Genomic DNA, 16,201 nt, shown 5'->3' with positions numbered 1-16,201 from the left:
TTAAAAATAGGCAGCCACACACACAAATTAATCTTCACAATGCCCTTCATGTTCGTGTTTTTCGCAGGCACTACCTGTAGAAACCAGTGTTCCATCAACATATTTCTTTACAACTTCTTCTACATTCCCTTCTGCACCCGTTATAACATCTATCCCGTATCTTAAAAATAAATTAATAGCACTGGAACCCATACCACCTGATATAATACAATCTACACCTTTGTCTTTCAGGTATTCAGGCAAAAATCCCGGCCTGTGCCCTGGATTTGGCAAAAAATTTGAGCTTTTTATCTCATCACCCTCAATGTCAAAAAAAGTGAATCCTTCACAATGTCCAAAATGCATTGAAACATCCCTGCCATCTGACGCAACTGCAATCTTCATTAAACATCAATCCTTTCATTTAAATATTTTTCGATTTTTGTCCACATATTTAAAATTTGATTATAAACAGCACTGTCACTGTATTCAAATAAATTTTTCAAACTCTTAAGTGCTTTTATAACCGTTTCATCAAAATCTATTTTCCCAACAACAAAAATACCATTTTCTTCGCAGTAGCTCTCTATTTCTCTTGAAATCTCCTTATTTAAATCCCATTTGTTTATACATATAAATGACGGAATTTTAAAGCTGCTAATCGCCTTTAAAACTCTCTTCATATCTTCAAAACCCGACATTGTCGGTTCAGCAACGATAAGAACCGCATCAGCTCCAGTTACCGATGCCAACACTGGACATCCTATACCAGGTGTTCCATCAATTATAAGATATTCACTTCCGCCCTGATTTTTAGAAGCTCTTTTCCTTACCTGTGTAACTAACTTGCCGGAACCATCTGCACCAGGATTAAGTTCTGCATATACAATCTTCTCTTTGTCTTTTAATTGAGATATTATAATTTTCCCAGTCTCTTCTTCTTCCATTTTTATAGCACCAGCGGGACATTTATACATGCACAAGCCGCAGCCTTCACAGTGATAAGGATTTATTTTAAAATTTATTATTGCATCATAACGGCAAAGTTTTTCACACAAGCCGCATTGAATACACTTGTCACTGTCAATTATCGCAACTTCCTTACCATAAAAATCATCTTTTTCGACAATTTCGCCTTGTAAAATGATATTAAGGTTTGGTGCTTCTACATCACAGTCAGCCATAATTTTGTTTTTAACAATTGTACTTAGAGTTGTTGCAACTGTTGTTTTTCCAGTACCGCCTTTGCCGCTTAATATTACAATCTGCTTCATTTGCTAATCAGCTCCATTATATCAAAAGACAACTGCTTAAAGCCTTCTTTAATTTTGTTATCAAAGTCAATCAGCAGTTTACCTTTTGAATAGGCTTCGGCAAACTCTTTTTTAAAAGGAATTTTCATTAAAATCCTTATATTCTGTTTACTGCAGTATTTCTCGATAATTTCATCACTTTCACCCGACTTGTTTATTATTACAGCCATCGGTAGATTCATTAACCTTAATAATTTTACCGCAAGGTCAAGATCATGAAGCCCATATGGCGTCGGCTCGGTTACAAGAATGCATATGTCGCTTCCCTCAATTGAATGAATTACTGAGCATGATGTCCCAGGAGGGCTGTCTACTATAACAATATTCCAAGCATTACTTTTAATCATACTGTCAATTCTTCTGAGTACCGGAACTCCAGATGCTTCACCTGTGTTTAACTTACCTTCTATAAATTCAATATTCCCTGCATTACCCACTCTAACATTGCCAATTGTTTTGTTTTTTTCAGTTATTGCATTATGCGGGCACATTTCAAAGCACGCACCACATGAATGGCACAAATGATCAAATACTAGTATTCTTTTACTTAACTTAGACAATGCTCCAAACCTACATGCTTTTACACAGTCACCACATAAAGTACATTTATCATAGTTTATTTCAGGAATTATTACATTAACTGGTATTTCATCATGTATTATAGGCTTTAAAAATAAATACCCGTTAGGCTCTTCAACATCGCAATCTACATATACGCTGTTATCTATGGTTTTAGCAAAATTCACAGAAACAGTTGTCTTACCAGTTCCACCTTTGCCGCTTAATACAGAAATTTTTACACTTTTTATATTAGTGCTCACCATGGTGTCCTCTATTCGTAGGCTCTAAAATTTTTTCAAGTAAGCCTCTATTAAAGTCCTCTAAATTTGTTTTTACATCTCCATTTACCGCTTTATATACAGATATATCTGCAGCATTAAAAACATCCATTGCATTCGGCCCTACATTGCTTGATATAAGAGCTTCAATTTTTTCGTCAAGCAGCAATTGCGATGCTTTTGTTCCCGCACCGCTGCTTTGTGATGCCGCTGTATTATCAAGTACTTTATATTCCATTGTCTGATTGTCAACTATAATAAAATACTGAGCACGTCCAAATCTTGAATCAACCTTCGACTCAAGTGTTTTGCCTTCTGATGAAATTGCTACTTTCATGCTTAAACCTCCATTCATTATTGACATATGCTATTTACATTTATTAATATATAATTATTTTTGTCATATGTCAATAAAATTATTTAAAAAATTTAACATCAAACAACAATGGATTTTTGTCACTTTTGTTATTTAATAATGCAAAACAAAAAGGTTGTCAGCAATATGTTTTTGCCAACAGCCTTAAACATAATGAACTGTCCCTGAATTATTTATCTTCTTTATTGTCTTTTTTATCCAGTTCGTCCAGCCTGTCTTTTATATATTTAAGCTGATCCTCAAGGTATTGAGCTTCTGCTTTCAAATATGCTTTCTCGTCTACAGCATAGCCGAATCTACTCCAACCTGGTATCCCTGTTGCATAGAACATATGTCTATATCCTCTATGCATCCCAAAACCAAATCCATTCATATATCCAGGTACATTATAACCTGCGCAGTAACCCATACCTCTTCCTGTCATTGGTCCAAATCCCATAGGACCTGTTCCATCTCCTCTTGGCATATATATCACTCCTTTTAATTTTGTTATGGTCATATGACCATTTCTTGATTATATAATATCATTATTTTGAACTTATGTCAATAATATTTTACCCTAAAATTATTTTTTTATTGAAATTTTTTCCGCAATGTTTATAACCTTATTAAAGGAATATACAAAAGGAGAATTTTTTATTGCTATAATACGACTATGGCGCAATATTTAGCAAGCATTGATACATAATACAGCGGAATCGCCGTTGGATCACTCAAAGGCTCATCCGTATACCATTTATTAATATCTTTAACAACATCTTCAGGATCTATAATGCATCTTAGCGTCAAGTCTTAGTAGGCAATTTTTTTCTTATAAATCATCCTATATAACACTTTACTATATTTAGGATTTTTGTATGATTTATTCCACTTTTAATCTAAGGCAAGTTATTGTTTTTAAAAAGCTTCCTTCTTTGTTGATTATATAATTTTTAATTCACTTAAACATCTATCTAAGCACTTCTTTTATTGCTTTTCTACCATTTGTCAGTGAACAACCATCAAACAGCATTTCACCTTTATGTACATGATATATATTCAATTTATTGGAATTTTTATTAACATCTACCACTAATAATTCTATTTCTTATTTTATTTTTTTTAATTCGTCTTCTTGTAATATCCATTTAAGTATGAGGATATTACATTGTAAAGCTTACCGCTAGCCTTTCCTTTAATACTAATATCTCCGCTAAATTGTTGTCTCCTTTTTCTTTAAAGCTCATCTTACGTCCTTTCATCCTTTGTGCTAATATGTCGCAAATATTACGCTCCATCGTTCATAAATGCCTATATGATATCCCTTCCGGTGGCTCAGGCAGTTTTATGTCTTCTCTTAAATGATACAGTTTTAAGTCGATTTTATTGCTCACTAAAATTTTAAGTTTAACACGCAGCCTAAAAGGTGAAAGTCCGTTACGGAAGTTGATAGCACCGACCGTTAGCCTAAGACAAGAGTACCCATCGTGTGGTCGGGTACTAACCATATGAAAGTGGCGAAAAAAGTCGGCAGTAAAATCCCAGTCTGACGAACAGAAACTGCATATAAGGCATAAATACACCGGATGAGTCAGCAAAGCAAAACAAAATCCAATGCTATCCGAGGCTTATGGTGTAAATGCAGCAGGTATATGGGAAGAAAGGACGCAAGCTTACTCGAGGAGGTCTTTAAGTATGCTGTGGAGATGAACTTCGAAGCAACAACCCGTGCAGCGATGTGTGGTTGAACTATCAGAAGTCATAATGCAGATGACTATAATGTATAAGATTCTCATTTTACAAAGATAGTTGGATTTGAAGAAGACTAAGAGCTTGCATTTGGAAACAGTGGAAGAAAAACAAAAAGAGGTGTGAAAACTTAATAAAACCATGAATTGAAAGACAATAAGTTTGGGAATACGCCGATTCAAGGAAAGGTTATTGGAGGATTTTCAATAACCCAATCTTATATAAAACTCTTACAAATGATATTTCAAGAAAATAAATCTTTAAAGTATATTTCAAAGGTATAAGATAGTACATAATTCTAAATGAAACGCTGTATACCGAACAGTATATACGGTGGTGTGAGAGGACAGTAGATAAATAATTATTTGTCTTCTATAAAAATATACACTAAGATTAACCCCTCTTTAAGTCTCTGAAATATTTTATTCTCGATAGAGCCTCCACAAGTACAGTTCCTATCACAATACTTGCAATCCCCTGCACTACATTTCCGGGAACATCACCAAATGATGCTTTAAATCCATACATAACTGATCCACCCATGTAATATCCAAAAACCATCCATAATGATGCTATTATAAAAGTTATTATTCTAAACAATATATTTCTATTTTTTCTAAGTAAAAGTGCAACAATAAGTCCTTCTACACCCTTTATTACAAAAGTCCACGGTGCCCATACTGCATATCCTGATAACAAATCTGCAAGTGCAGAGCCAAGTCCACCTGATATAAATCCTGCTAAAGGTCCTAATATGGCAGCTGTTAAAAATATAAAGGAATCGCCAATATTAATATAACCTTTTGTTGCCGGTGTTGGAATCTGAATTACCATCGTTCCAACAGTGATAAGAGCTGTCATCAATGAAATGTAAACAAGCCTTTTTAAATTATTTTCATTCATCATGTATCCCCCTATGTCATTTTTTATATATTATAGCATACAATTGTTATAATTCAATAAATACAATATAATAACAAAATAAAAAATACATAATGTAGTCTATAGACTATTAAATTGAGTGGAATATTTTGTTGTTTTGACTTGCATTGTCTTTTATATTATAATTATATAGTACGGTTTCCGAAATATTTTGGAGGCGAATAAAATGAATGATGATAATATAAAATCACTAGAATATCTTTTAAGAGAAATAAATCACAGAATGAATCTCATAACAAGAAGTTATCTAAACACTAAGGGAATTACAATGTCAAGATTTTGGGTATTAAACAAATTATATAAAGATAAACCCATTACAATGAAACAGCTCCAGATGCAACTTCTTTTATCACCAGGAACCCTTACAGGTTTAATTGATAATCTTGTAAATGATAATCTTGTAAAAAGATGGAGGGATAATGAAGATAGACGCCTTGTATACCTCACATTGACTGAAGAGGGCTATAAACTTTTAGTTGAAATTTTAGAATATCGTTCATCAGTTCTTAAAAAAATAATTGATAATAAAAATTCATTCGATATCAAACAATTAAATGATAATTTAGAATCACTGCTTAAAATGTCTGATGACATTATCGATTTGAAATAATTGCATTAGAAGGTGGATATTTATGAATTTATCAATCAAGATAAAAGATCTCAAAAAGCAATTTAATAATTTTGAAGCAGTTCAAGGCATTACATTTGATGTAAAAGAAGGTGAAGTTTTTGGCCTTTTAGGTCCAAATGGTGCAGGCAAAACAACTACTATAAGAATGATAACGACCTTGATGCCTCCAACATCAGGTGAAATCTTTGTCGCTGGTCTTGATGTAAAAAAAGAAGGTGCTACTGTTCGAAGGCATATAGGATATGTTCCACAAGCTCTTTCTGCAGATTCGACATTAACAGGATATGAAAACCTACTTTTCATTGCAAAATTATTAAGGCTTAAGAAAGACGAAAGAAAGGAACGAATAGATTATATACTCAATATGCTAAATCTTAAAGATGCAGCGAATCGCCTTGTGAGAGAATATTCAGGTGGAATGGTAAGAAGGCTCGAAATCGGTCAGGCTATAATACATAAGCCACAAGTTTTGATACTTGATGAGCCGACAGTTGGGCTTGATCCTGTAGCAAGGCATAACGTATGGAATGTACTTGATAATTTGAGAAAAGAAACAGGTCTTACAATTTTAATTACAACTCATTACATGGAAGAAGCTGAAGCTATTTGTGGAAGAATTGCCATAATGAATAGTGGCAAAATTGCAGCATTAGGTACTCCAAATGAATTAAAGATAAAAACGGGTAATCCGAACGCAAATCTTGAAGATGTGTTTACATTTTTTATTGGAAATCAATTCGAATCAGGAGGTAGTTATCGTGAAGCAAGACAGTTACGCAGAAGATTACAAAAATTTAACTAAGACTAAACCATCTTTGACTTTTATATTTGATTATATGCTCAATTCATTAACTATTGCAGAAATGGAAATAAGAAAGCTAAGGCATGATCCTACAGAACTTTTAACACGAGCTGTTCAGCCTGTTTTATGGCTCCTAATATTTGGTCAGGCATTTTCACGTATTCGTGCAATTCCAACTGGCAATGTAAATTATCAAACATTTATGACTCCTGGTATTTTAGCACAATCTATGATGTTTATATCAATTTTCTATGGCCTTACTATAATATGGGATAAAGATCAGGGCATATTACAAAAATTAATAGCTATGCCGGTACCACGAGCTGCGTTTGTAACAGGTAAAGCATTCGGTGCAGCTGTAAGAGCTACAAGCCAGGTATTCATAATTTTAATATTAGCACTTTTACTGAGGTTAGACATTAAATGGAGTTTTTTAGGTGTTTTTATGAGTATTATCACTATTGTATTTGGTGCTGCTTTTTTCTCATCATTATCAATGGCATTAGCAGCAATAGTAAAAAGTAGGGAAAGATTTATGGGGATAGGCCAGGTTATAACAATGCCATTGTTCTTTGCAAGCAATGCTATTTATCCTATACAAATCATGCCACATTGGCTTCAAATCCTTGCACAAATCAATCCATTAAGCTATGTTGTCGAACTTTTAAGGGGATACCTTATAAATGGCATTACACCTTCTGCTGGGATGGACTGGATAATACTTATATGTGCAACTATATTAATACAGTTTATTTCTGCAATATTATACCCACATATAGTGACATAAAAAACTTATTTAAGTGTTTAAGTGAAAAATAACCACCCCTATGACACTAGGGTGGTTTTTGATTTTGAACCACATTATTTAAAATATTATTTTTTGCTTCCAAAAAATATCGGTTTAATGATTTCCATAATTATTAATGGGGCTAATGACAATAAAATAATAATATCCCAATCATATAAATTTACATTTTTAATATTGAATATAGTATTTAATGGTGTTAATATAACTATCAATTGTAATATTATAGATACAACTAAAGCCAAAATCATATACTTATTTCTAAACAATCCAATTTTAAATATTGATTTATTTGACCTCACATTCATCGCCTGTGAAAGCTGTGAAAGTGTTAAAACCGTAAATGCCATTGTTCTTGCATTGCTTAGACTTTCTTTTAATCCTATGGTAAAAGCCAAAAAAGATACTATACCTATCATTATTCCTTCTACAGGAATTCTAAACCATAGTCCATCTGCAAATACATTTTCATCTTTTGGTCTTGGCTTTTGTAACATAATATCTTTTTCAGAAGGCTCTACACCTAAAGCAAGTGCAGGTAGACTATCAGTTACCAAATTCACCCATAAAATGTGTATTGGCTTTAATGGCATTGGCATTCCCAATAATGTTGCAACAAGTAAAACAAGTATTTCCCCAATGTTACACGATAAGAGATAGTGTATCGACTTCTTTATATTAGCATATATTGTCCTTCCTTCCTCAACAGCGGCAACGATCGTTGTAAAATTATCATCTGTCAATACCATATCAGATGCCTCTTTTGCAACATCAGTACCTGTTATCCCCATTGCTGCACCTATATCTGCCTGTTTCAATGCTGGTGCATCATTTACACCATCGCCTGTCATTGCAACTACAGCTTTATTGTTTTGCCATGCTTTAATAATCCTCATTTTATGCTCTGGTGATACTCTTGCATATACTGATATTTTTTTTACTTTTCCATTCAATTCATCATCTGACATCTTTTCTAAATCCTTACCTGTAACGGCTACATCATCCTTATCTAAAATCCCTAATTCTTTTGCTATAGCCATTGCTGTAATCTTATGGTCTCCTGTAATCATAACAGGTTTTATACCTGCTTTTTTGCATATTTTTACAGAATCTTTTACTTCTTCTCTTGGAGGATCTATCATTCCGATCAATCCGATAAATATCAAATCATTCTCGACACCATCGATGTCCAAAACATTGGGAATATGTTCAATATCTTTATATGATATTGCAAGAACCCTTAAAGCATCTTTTCCCATTTTTTCATTTTCATTCTTTAAATTTAATCTATCATTTTCTTCTAGGGGCTCTACCTTGCCATCTTTTATTATATATTTACATCTCTCAATTACATTATCAGGAGCGCCCTTTGTTATTACACGAAATTTATCGCTTTTCAATCTATGGATTGTCGTCATCATTTTTCTTTCTGAATCAAATGGAATTTCAGCCGTTCTGGGATTTTCCTTTTCGATATCATTTTTTTTAGATACATTATTTTCAAAAGCCGCCACTAATGCAACTTCTGTCGGATCTCCATAGCTTTTACCTTCATTATCGATAAAGGCATCCGTGCATAATGCAGCATTTTTTAAGATGAAGTTCGCATCACTATCATATTTTTCTTTTAAATTTATTTCTTTAAAGTCAGTGTATATTTTAACTACAGTCATTTTATTTTGTGTAAGTGTACCTGTTTTATCCGAGCATATTACACTGGCACTTCCCAATGTCTCAACAGCTGGAAGCTTTCTTATTATAGCATTTCTCTTAATCATCTTTTGAACGCCAAGTGCTAGCGTAATTGTAACAATCGCCGGTAATCCTTCAGGTATTGCCGCAACTGCTAAACTAACTGATGTCATAAACATATCAAAAACAGGCCTTTTTTCCATTATTCCTATAAAAAATATTATAGTGCAAATTATTAATGCTCCTGTACCCAGATATTTGCCGAGCTGTTCCAATTTAATTTGCATTGGTGTTTTTATTTTATCATCATCTTCAAGCATATTTGCAATTTTTCCCATTTCAGTTTCCATTCCAGTTGCAGTGACAATAAATTTTCCCCTGCCATATGTGACGATTGTACCAGCATATACCATATTAATCCTGTCGCCAATATTTAAATCCTTATCAGATAATTTATCGCTTACTTTTTCCACTGGCAAAGATTCACCTGTAAGCGCTGACTCATCAATCTTTAAATTAACAGATTCTATTATCCTTCCATCAGCAGGTACAAAATTACCTGCCTCAAGAAAAATTATATCACCTGGCACAATTTTTTGTGATTCTACATCATTTATTTTACCATCTCTTAAAATTCTTGATACCGGTGCGGAAAGTTTTTTTAATGCTTCAAGCGATTTTTCTGCATTATTTTCTTGTATCATTCCTAAAAATGCATTCATTAAAATAATAAAAAGTATAATAACTGCATCAGTAAACTCACCTAAGAACAATGATACAATAGAAGCGATAATTAATATAATAACCATATAATCTTTAAACTGATCAATAAACATTGAAAGAATTGTCCTTTTATTTTTTGTCCTCAGAGTATTTGGCCCGTATTTCTCAAGTCTTTTAGCTGCTTCGCCCTCGGAAATGCCTGAATTTATGTCTACCTTCATTTCCTTCGCAATTTCTAAAGCATCAAGTGTCCAAATTTCTCTCATTGTAAACCTCCTAAAATTTTTCTTTTAACATAAATAAAGACCTTTATTTTGTATTATTCCACAAAATAAAGGTCTCACTCGCAATTTTGCTTAACCAGCCGGGTATAAACCGAGATGACGACTGATTAAATAAGAGTTACTCCCCTTTATATGTATTATATCATATTATTGAATAACATCGTCACTTGATATATAATTTTTTGCTTTTGTTGAAACATATAATACAATTAAGTCGTCAAGTCTACGGCTTAGGTCAAGTACTATATCATACTTAACCTCCTCCTGCTGAACTAAATCATCAAGTTCATCTCTAAGGCTACTGATTTGTTTTTCCAATATCGAAATATTTTTGCACATCATAAGTTCCCCTTTTCAAATAATCGCATATACAATTTTACCATTTGAAACCAAAAAATTCAATAGGATATTTAAGAAATTCTATTTGATTTTTCTCACTATTTTTGACAATTCTTTGTATAAATCTACTATATTTTTACCAAATTCGATTTCCCAATCTTCTTTTCCTTCTTTAACTGTTAAATCTTCGCCATTTAAAGCTCTACTCATTATGTCGTCATTTAAGATTTTTTGTTTAATTTTTGTCATCGAATTTTCAATTGTTATATCTGCCATATTTTCCATCATAAATCAACTCCTATAATATATTCTATATATAGTTATATATTCTTTATATGTTATTATTTTCCTGCTTTTAACAAAAATTTTTTTATTTCATTGATTCTTTGGATATCATGTTAACTGCTTTATCAATAGCTATATTTAAATTTTCCTTTAATTTTCCACTACCTTGACATGATTTAGGGCTCCCGCCACCTTTTCCATCTATTACGTCCAATATTTCTTTAAAAAATGAATTTATGTTTATATTGACATCATCAGAACGTGAAATTATTATATCAACATTCTCAGAAACATTGCTTAATATGGCAATCATACCCCTTCCTTTCGCAATAATTTGTGATAATGTCCGTAATTCTTTTATTTTACGGTTTTCATACGTTTTTACTATTAATCGATATTTATTTAAATTAATTGATTTATCTAGTAATTTTTCTGCCTCATATGACAATATATTATCCTTTAACTTATTTAATTCCTTTTTTAATTCCTTATTTTCTAATGTTAATTTATTAACGCTATTAATTACACCACTTTCTTGAATCGATAGAATGTTTGTTAATCTATTTATATAATTATTTTTATTTATAAAGTCTTTCACTGCCCTCAATCCGCAGACAAATTCTACTCTTATTCCATCCTTAACCTTTTCCCATTTCCTGATTTTAATAATACCTATTTCGCCTAAATTTTTTACATGTGTACCTCCGCATGGTGAATAATCAAATTCTTTTATCTCAACAATTCTTATATTATTGCTAATCTTAGGTTCTTTTCTCAATGGTAATTCATTCAATTTTTCATTGTCAACAAAATACGTTATAACAGGTAAATTTAAATATATTATTTTATTTGTTTCTTCTTCTACTTTTTCTATATCCTTTTCTGAAAGTTTATCATTCAATATGGTTATATGTGAAAACATATCGCCTATGTTAAAGCTCTCTGTCTCAGCATCATATAATTTGTTGAAGACTGCCGATAAAAGGTGCTGTCCCGTATGCTGTTGCATATTGTCAAACCTTCTATTCCAGTCAATTAAGCAACTGACGGTTTTATTATGAGGACATTCTTTTAAGATGTGAATCACATCATCATCTCTTAAAATAACATTTTCTACTTTTAACCCATCTATAGTACCATGATCAGCTGTTTGTCCTCCGCTTTCAGGATAAAAATATGTTTTATCGAGTATAACCTCATAATATCCGTTAATTTTTCTTATATCGACTACATTTGCAGTAAAATCCTTTGTATAGCTATCATAGTAATATAATTTTTGCATATAACTACACCTCCATGTTAAACTAATAAATTAAAAACGCATGGTATCTACCATGCGCAATTTGGTTTATTCATATACTTTTGTACCATATACTGTTCTAATCTTTTTGAACTCTTCTATAATTTTCTTTGTTATCACTCCTGGTTTTCCATCACCAATCGATCTTTTGTCAACCTCTGTAACAGGTATAGCTTCTGCAGCCGTGCCAGTAAGAAAACATTCATCTGCAGTATAAACATTAAACAGTGAGAAATATTTTTCTTCAAAAGGTATATTCAATTTTTTAGCTATATCTATAACAGTCGCTCTTGTTATACCGCCGAGTGCACCCGCAGCAGAAGGTGGTGTAAATAATGTACCATTTGATACAATAAACACATTATCACCTGTACACTCTACTACATACCCATCCAAATTTAATAGAAGAGCTTCCGGGTAACCAGCATTAACAGCTTCAATCTTTGCAAGTATATTATTTAAATAATTTAAAGATTTAATCTGTGGATCAAGAGTTTGAATTGAATTTCTCCTGTATGTTGATGTTATAATTTTTAACCCCTTTTGATATGTTTCATCGGGATATAATGTTATTTTATCAGCAATTATAACAACTGTTGGGCTTGAACACTTATAAGGATCAAGGCCTAAATCACCCTTTCCTCTTGATACAACAAGCCTTATGTATGCATCTCTTAAATTATTACGTCTCATTGTTTCACAAATTTTTTCTTGCATTTCTTCTTTCGTCAACGGAATATCAAGCAAAATTGCTTTTGACATATTATAAAGCCTTTTTAAATGGTCTTCAAGTTTGAAAATAACTCCATCATATGCTCTTATTCCTTCAAAAACTCCGTCGCCATAAAGATATCCATGGTCAAAAACAGATACAGATGCTTTTTCACTATCTACAAATTCTCCATTTACATAAACAACAGGCATTACGACTCCTCCCATACTTTAATATTTTAAAGTAAATTATATCATTTTAAACTATTAAAGTCAACAAAACAAAAAGCCCCATTTGGGACTTTTTGTATTTTCTTATTCTGCTTTTATAGCTCCTGTTGGGCATACAGCCTCACAAGCACCACAATCAATACATTTATTAGCATCTACTTCGTATTTGCCGTCTCCTTCATGAATAGCATCTACAGGGCATTCTGCAGCACAAGCACCACAGCTAATGCATTCATCTGTAATTAAATGTGCCATTATAGTTTCCCCCTTTCGTTTATACAGTATGTACTTCAAAGCCTATTATATAGCATTTATATTAAGATGTAAACACTTAATGACACAATTGTTAAAAATAAAACTATCACTTTGTAATTTCCCTTGCAGTATCATAACTCGCTTCAATTGTCTTTTCGATATCATCATCACTATGCTCAGTAGATAAAAAAAATGTTTCAAATTGCGACGGTGGTAAATATATTCCTCTCTTAAGCATACCCCTAAAATACTTTGCATACATATCAATATCTGATTTTATTGCCGATTCATAATCATAAACAGATGTGTCATTAAAGAACATACACATCATAGTTCCGACCCTATTTATTGTAACATTAATTCCACACTTTTCCATGCTATCTTTTAAGCCACTACATAACCGTTCAGCTTTTTTGTCCATATCATCATATAATTTAGGATTATTTGATAGAATATCTAGGGTCTTAATGCCCGCTGCCATAGCTAAAGGGTTTCCTGATAAAGTTCCTGCCTGGTATACTGGACCATCTGGTGATATATATCTCATTATGTTCTCTCTACCGCCATAGGCGCCAACAGGTAATCCACCACCGATTATCTTACCAAATGTAGTTAAATCTGGTTTTATACCATATAGGCCTTGTGCACAATTATACGATACCCTGAAACCTGACATAACTTCATCAAATATAAGAAGTGAACCATATTTTAGCGTAACATCCCTCAATGTTCTTAAGAATCCTTCCTTAGGTGGTACTGTCCCCATATTGCCAGCAACGGGTTCTACAATTACACCAGCTATATTATCGCCATATTTTTCAAATATACGCTTTATCATATCAAAATCATTGTATTTTGATATGATAGTATCTTTTGCTATCTCTTTTGTAATCCCTTTTGAATCTGGAACTCCAAATGTTAAAGCGCCAGAGCCGGCTTTTATAAGAAGACTATCTGAATGACCATGGTAGCATCCTGCAAATTTTACGATTATGTCTCTTCCAGTATACCCTCTTGCAAGTCTTATTGCAGTCATTGTGGCTTCTGTACCAGAGTTAACCATTCTAATTACTTCTACTGATGGACATGCTTTTATTATTTTTTCCGCCATTAAAATTTCCAATTCTGTGCATGCACCATAACTTGTGCCTTTTTCAACTTGACTTTTTAATGCATCGGTAACTTCTTTATGAGAATGTCCGAGTATAAGAGGGCCCCATGAAAGTACATAATCAATATATGTATTTCCATCAACATCGGTTATATGGCTCCCAATGCCATATTTTATAAAAGGCGGATTAATTCCGACTGACTTAAAAGCTCTTACAGGGCTATTTACTCCGCCAGGCATAAACTTTTTTGCCCTTTCAAAAAGCTTTTCTGATTTATCTAATATCATATAATCGTCATTCCCTTCTTAAATATAAATATCACTTTAATAAGCCACTATCGTTTATAATTTTTTTATATATTTCAATTTTCTCTTCTGTAGAAAGATTTGATTCTTTTAAAATCTTTCTTTCTTCATAAAGTTTTTTAACCAAATTTATATAACCATCATTTATTTCATTTTTAAGCTTTTCCTTAATCATTTTTGATAACAAAGGACTTTTACCATTAGTTGATATAGCAATAGAAAGATCGCCTCTTCTTACAACTGAAGGTACTATAAATGTAGATAACTCCTTATTGTCTACTACATTTACAAGTACATTATTTCTTTTCGAATCTAATGCAATTTTTTTATTTAAGTTCTCGTTATTTGTCGCAACTATAACCAATTTATAGCCTTCAACATCGTTATCTATATATTCTCTTTTAATTACAGATACTTTGTCTGCCTTTGATAATTCCAAAATTTCATCACATATAGTTGGTGCTATAACAGACACTAAAGCACCACATTCAAGAAGTGATAATATCTTTCTGTACGATACTTTACCACCACCTACCACAAGACATTTATCGCCACTTATATTAAGCATTACTGGATAGTAAGCCATCTTGCGACATCCTTTGCGAAATAAGTTATTATCATATCAGCACCGGCTCTTTTAATTGACGTCATCATCTCTAAAACAATAGATTTTTCATCGACCCATCCCATCTTTGATGCTGCTTTAACCATAGAATATTCACCACTTACATTGTAAGCTGCTAAAGGAATATTAAAATTGTCTTTCGCTCTTCTTACAATGTCAAGATATGATAATGCAGGTTTTACCATGATGATATCTGCTCCTTCATCAATATCAAGACTTATCTCCCTTAATGCTTCATTCGAGTTTGATGAATCCATTTGATAGGATTTTCTATCGCCAAATTGTGGAGCAGATTGTGCTGCCTCTCTAAACGGACCATAAAACGATGAAGCATATTTTGCACTGTATGCCATTATAGGAATATTTACAAAACCTTCTTTATCAAGCAGCTTTCGTATAGCCCCTATTCTACCATCCATCATATCTGATGGTGCGACTATATCCGCACCTGCTTTTACATGTGATAATGCTATTTTTGCTATATATTCCAAAGTTTCATCATTATCAACATAATCATCTTTTATAATCCCGCAGTGCCCATGGCTTGTATATTCACACATGCATACATCTGTTATTACGACCATATCTGAAACTTCACTCTTTATTGCTTTTACAGCCTTTTGAACTATTCCATTATCATCATATGCTTCGCTGCCTAATTCATCTTTGTGTGATGGTATACCAAAAATTAGTACTGCTGGTATCCCAAGTTTTTTTACATCCTTAACCTCTTCAACTAATAAATCAATTGAGTAGTGATAAACACCTGGCAATGAATCAATCTCTTTTTTTATATTTTCTCCCGGCACTACAAAAAGCGGATATATAAGGTCATTAATATCGATTGTCGTTTCTTTTATCATATTCCTTATAGTCTTATTTGTTCTTAATCTCCTTGGTCTTTTAATAATTTCCATAATATAC

19 protein-coding genes and 1 pseudogene are annotated in these 16,201 nt (G+C 32.5%); 4 read left to right on the top strand and 16 right to left on the bottom strand.

The window, feature by feature from the left end; all coding sequences use genetic code 11:
• Positions 1 to 27: 27 nt before the first annotated feature.
• The 6 genes from CPG45_RS14605 to CPG45_RS18000 all read right to left on the bottom strand — a co-directional run bounded on the left by CPG45_RS14605 (position 28) and on the right by CPG45_RS18000 (position 3,784).
• A complete protein-coding gene (locus tag CPG45_RS14605; protein WP_096232701.1) occupies positions 28 to 384 on the bottom strand; it encodes a NifB/NifX family molybdenum-iron cluster-binding protein in 357 nt (118 codons plus the stop codon).
• Positions 384 to 1,253: an ATP-binding protein gene (locus tag CPG45_RS14600; protein ID WP_096232699.1), complete on the bottom strand. Its 870-nt coding sequence runs from the start codon at positions 1,251 to 1,253 to the stop codon at positions 384 to 386. Before CPG45_RS14600 ends, CPG45_RS14605 begins: the two co-directional genes overlap by 1 nt.
• Complete coding sequence (locus CPG45_RS14595; RefSeq protein WP_231968855.1) at positions 1,250 to 2,113, bottom strand: ATP-binding protein; 864 nt, start codon at positions 2,111 to 2,113, stop codon at positions 1,250 to 1,252. Before CPG45_RS14595 ends, CPG45_RS14600 begins: the two co-directional genes overlap by 4 nt.
• Positions 2,103 to 2,468: a NifB/NifX family molybdenum-iron cluster-binding protein gene (locus CPG45_RS14590; protein ID WP_096232698.1), complete on the bottom strand. Its 366-nt coding sequence runs from the start codon at positions 2,466 to 2,468 to the stop codon at positions 2,103 to 2,105. Before CPG45_RS14590 ends, CPG45_RS14595 begins: the two co-directional genes overlap by 11 nt.
• A 208-nt stretch (positions 2,469 to 2,676) precedes the next feature.
• Positions 2,677 to 2,973: a DUF5320 domain-containing protein gene (locus CPG45_RS14585; protein ID WP_096232696.1), complete on the bottom strand. Its 297-nt coding sequence runs from the start codon at positions 2,971 to 2,973 to the stop codon at positions 2,677 to 2,679.
• Positions 2,974 to 3,649: 676 nt separating this feature from the next.
• Entirely contained in the window at positions 3,650 to 3,784 is a 135-nt protein-coding gene (locus CPG45_RS18000) for a hypothetical protein (protein ID WP_255405077.1), read from the bottom strand.
• Between the two features lie 521 nt (positions 3,785 to 4,305).
• Between CPG45_RS18000 and CPG45_RS18355 the strand changes: the two are divergent.
• Positions 4,306 to 4,499, top strand: a pseudogene (locus CPG45_RS18355) (group II intron reverse transcriptase/maturase); the annotation flags it as partial.
• A 129-nt stretch (positions 4,500 to 4,628) separates the two neighbouring features.
• Here the strand turns inward: CPG45_RS18355 and CPG45_RS14580 are convergent.
• Complete coding sequence (locus CPG45_RS14580) at positions 4,629 to 5,138, bottom strand: ECF transporter S component (protein ID WP_096232694.1); 510 nt, start codon at positions 5,136 to 5,138, stop codon at positions 4,629 to 4,631.
• Positions 5,139 to 5,343: 205 nt separating this feature from the next.
• Between CPG45_RS14580 and CPG45_RS14575 the strand changes: the two genes are divergently transcribed.
• Genes CPG45_RS14575 through CPG45_RS14565 form a run of 3 tightly spaced genes read left to right on the top strand, consistent with a single transcriptional unit; the run spans position 5,344 to position 7,397 of the window.
• A complete protein-coding gene (locus CPG45_RS14575; RefSeq protein ID WP_096232692.1) occupies positions 5,344 to 5,787 on the top strand; it encodes a MarR family winged helix-turn-helix transcriptional regulator in 444 nt (147 codons plus the stop codon).
• A gap of 22 nt (positions 5,788 to 5,809) precedes the next feature.
• The gene (locus CPG45_RS14570) at positions 5,810 to 6,610 is read left to right on the top strand and encodes an ABC transporter ATP-binding protein (protein ID WP_096232690.1); all 801 of its coding nucleotides are present in this window, start codon (positions 5,810 to 5,812) and stop codon (positions 6,608 to 6,610) included.
• Complete coding sequence (locus CPG45_RS14565; RefSeq protein WP_096232688.1) at positions 6,567 to 7,397, top strand: ABC transporter permease; 831 nt, start codon at positions 6,567 to 6,569, stop codon at positions 7,395 to 7,397. Before CPG45_RS14570 ends, CPG45_RS14565 begins: the two co-directional genes overlap by 44 nt.
• Before the next feature lie 86 nt (positions 7,398 to 7,483).
• On the opposite strand, the gene CPG45_RS14560 is transcribed toward CPG45_RS14565, so the two are convergent.
• The 9 genes from CPG45_RS14560 to hemB form a co-directional block, all read right to left on the bottom strand.
• A complete protein-coding gene (locus CPG45_RS14560; protein WP_096232686.1) occupies positions 7,484 to 10,096 on the bottom strand; it encodes a calcium-translocating P-type ATPase, SERCA-type in 2,613 nt (870 codons plus the stop codon).
• A 165-nt stretch (positions 10,097 to 10,261) separates the two neighbouring features.
• Positions 10,262 to 10,453 carry an aspartyl-phosphate phosphatase Spo0E family protein gene (locus tag CPG45_RS14555; protein ID WP_231968845.1) on the bottom strand — a complete coding sequence of 64 codons (192 nt, stop codon included), beginning with the start codon at positions 10,451 to 10,453 and terminating at the stop codon, positions 10,262 to 10,264.
• An 81-nt stretch (positions 10,454 to 10,534) separates the two neighbouring features.
• Positions 10,535 to 10,741: a hypothetical protein gene (locus CPG45_RS14550; protein ID WP_231968843.1), complete on the bottom strand. Its 207-nt coding sequence runs from the start codon at positions 10,739 to 10,741 to the stop codon at positions 10,535 to 10,537.
• An 82-nt stretch (positions 10,742 to 10,823) separates the two neighbouring features.
• Complete coding sequence (locus tag CPG45_RS14545) at positions 10,824 to 12,020, bottom strand: alanyl-tRNA editing protein (RefSeq protein WP_096232682.1); 1,197 nt, start codon at positions 12,018 to 12,020, stop codon at positions 10,824 to 10,826.
• A gap of 66 nt (positions 12,021 to 12,086) precedes the next feature.
• Entirely contained in the window at positions 12,087 to 12,962 is an 876-nt protein-coding gene (gene ilvE, locus CPG45_RS14540) for a branched-chain-amino-acid transaminase (protein ID WP_096232680.1), read from the bottom strand.
• A 102-nt stretch (positions 12,963 to 13,064) separates the two neighbouring features.
• Positions 13,065 to 13,235 carry a 4Fe-4S ferredoxin gene (fdxA, locus tag CPG45_RS14535; RefSeq protein ID WP_096232678.1) on the bottom strand — a complete coding sequence of 57 codons (171 nt, stop codon included), beginning with the start codon at positions 13,233 to 13,235 and terminating at the stop codon, positions 13,065 to 13,067.
• A 106-nt stretch (positions 13,236 to 13,341) separates the two neighbouring features.
• On the bottom strand, positions 13,342 to 14,634 hold the full coding sequence (hemL, locus tag CPG45_RS14530; protein ID WP_096232676.1) for a glutamate-1-semialdehyde 2,1-aminomutase: 1,293 nt from the start codon (positions 14,632 to 14,634) through the stop codon (positions 13,342 to 13,344).
• Between the two features lie 31 nt (positions 14,635 to 14,665).
• Positions 14,666 to 15,238, bottom strand: a complete 573-nt coding sequence (locus tag CPG45_RS14525) for a precorrin-2 dehydrogenase/sirohydrochlorin ferrochelatase family protein (RefSeq protein WP_096232674.1) — start codon at positions 15,236 to 15,238, stop codon at positions 14,666 to 14,668.
• On the bottom strand, positions 15,220 to 16,194 hold the full coding sequence (hemB, locus tag CPG45_RS14520) for a porphobilinogen synthase (protein WP_096232672.1): 975 nt from the start codon (positions 16,192 to 16,194) through the stop codon (positions 15,220 to 15,222). Before hemB ends, CPG45_RS14525 begins: the two co-directional genes overlap by 19 nt.
• Positions 16,195 to 16,201 lie beyond the last annotated feature (7 nt).

The sequence above is a fragment of the Thermoanaerobacterium sp. RBIITD genome, assembly GCF_900205865.1.
Lineage (GTDB): Bacteria > Bacillota > Thermoanaerobacteria > Thermoanaerobacterales > Thermoanaerobacteraceae > Thermoanaerobacterium.
Note: the sequence above shows the minus strand (reverse complement) of the source record. Positions and strands in the feature narration are given on the sequence as shown.

Coding starts and splice junctions, on each gene's coding strand:
- CPG45_RS14550 (WP_231968843.1), bottom strand. CDS start 10,741: ATGATGGAAAATATGGCAGATATAACAATTGAAAATTCGATGACAAAA.
- CPG45_RS14545 (WP_096232682.1), bottom strand. CDS start 12,020: ATGCAAAAATTATATTACTATGATAGCTATACAAAGGATTTTACTGCA.
- CPG45_RS14570 (WP_096232690.1), top strand. CDS start 5,810: ATGAATTTATCAATCAAGATAAAAGATCTCAAAAAGCAATTTAATAAT.
- CPG45_RS14575 (WP_096232692.1), top strand. CDS start 5,344: ATGAATGATGATAATATAAAATCACTAGAATATCTTTTAAGAGAAATA.
- hemB (WP_096232672.1), bottom strand. CDS start 16,194: ATGGAAATTATTAAAAGACCAAGGAGATTAAGAACAAATAAGACTATA.
- fdxA (WP_096232678.1), bottom strand. CDS start 13,235: ATGGCACATTTAATTACAGATGAATGCATTAGCTGTGGTGCTTGTGCT.
- ilvE (WP_096232680.1), bottom strand. CDS start 12,962: ATGCCTGTTGTTTATGTAAATGGAGAATTTGTAGATAGTGAAAAAGCA.
- CPG45_RS14605 (WP_096232701.1), bottom strand. CDS start 384: ATGAAGATTGCAGTTGCGTCAGATGGCAGGGATGTTTCAATGCATTTT.
- CPG45_RS14555 (WP_231968845.1), bottom strand. CDS start 10,453: ATGTGCAAAAATATTTCGATATTGGAAAAACAAATCAGTAGCCTTAGA.
- CPG45_RS14560 (WP_096232686.1), bottom strand. CDS start 10,096: ATGAGAGAAATTTGGACACTTGATGCTTTAGAAATTGCGAAGGAAATG.
- CPG45_RS14600 (WP_096232699.1), bottom strand. CDS start 1,253: ATGAAGCAGATTGTAATATTAAGCGGCAAAGGCGGTACTGGAAAAACA.
- CPG45_RS14580 (WP_096232694.1), bottom strand. CDS start 5,138: ATGAATGAAAATAATTTAAAAAGGCTTGTTTACATTTCATTGATGACA.
- CPG45_RS14590 (WP_096232698.1), bottom strand. CDS start 2,468: ATGAAAGTAGCAATTTCATCAGAAGGCAAAACACTTGAGTCGAAGGTT.
- CPG45_RS14585 (WP_096232696.1), bottom strand. CDS start 2,973: ATGCCAAGAGGAGATGGAACAGGTCCTATGGGATTTGGACCAATGACA.
- hemL (WP_096232676.1), bottom strand. CDS start 14,634: ATGATATTAGATAAATCAGAAAAGCTTTTTGAAAGGGCAAAAAAGTTT.
- CPG45_RS18000 (WP_255405077.1), bottom strand. CDS start 3,784: ATGGAGCGTAATATTTGCGACATATTAGCACAAAGGATGAAAGGACGT.
- CPG45_RS14525 (WP_096232674.1), bottom strand. CDS start 15,238: ATGGCTTACTATCCAGTAATGCTTAATATAAGTGGCGATAAATGTCTT.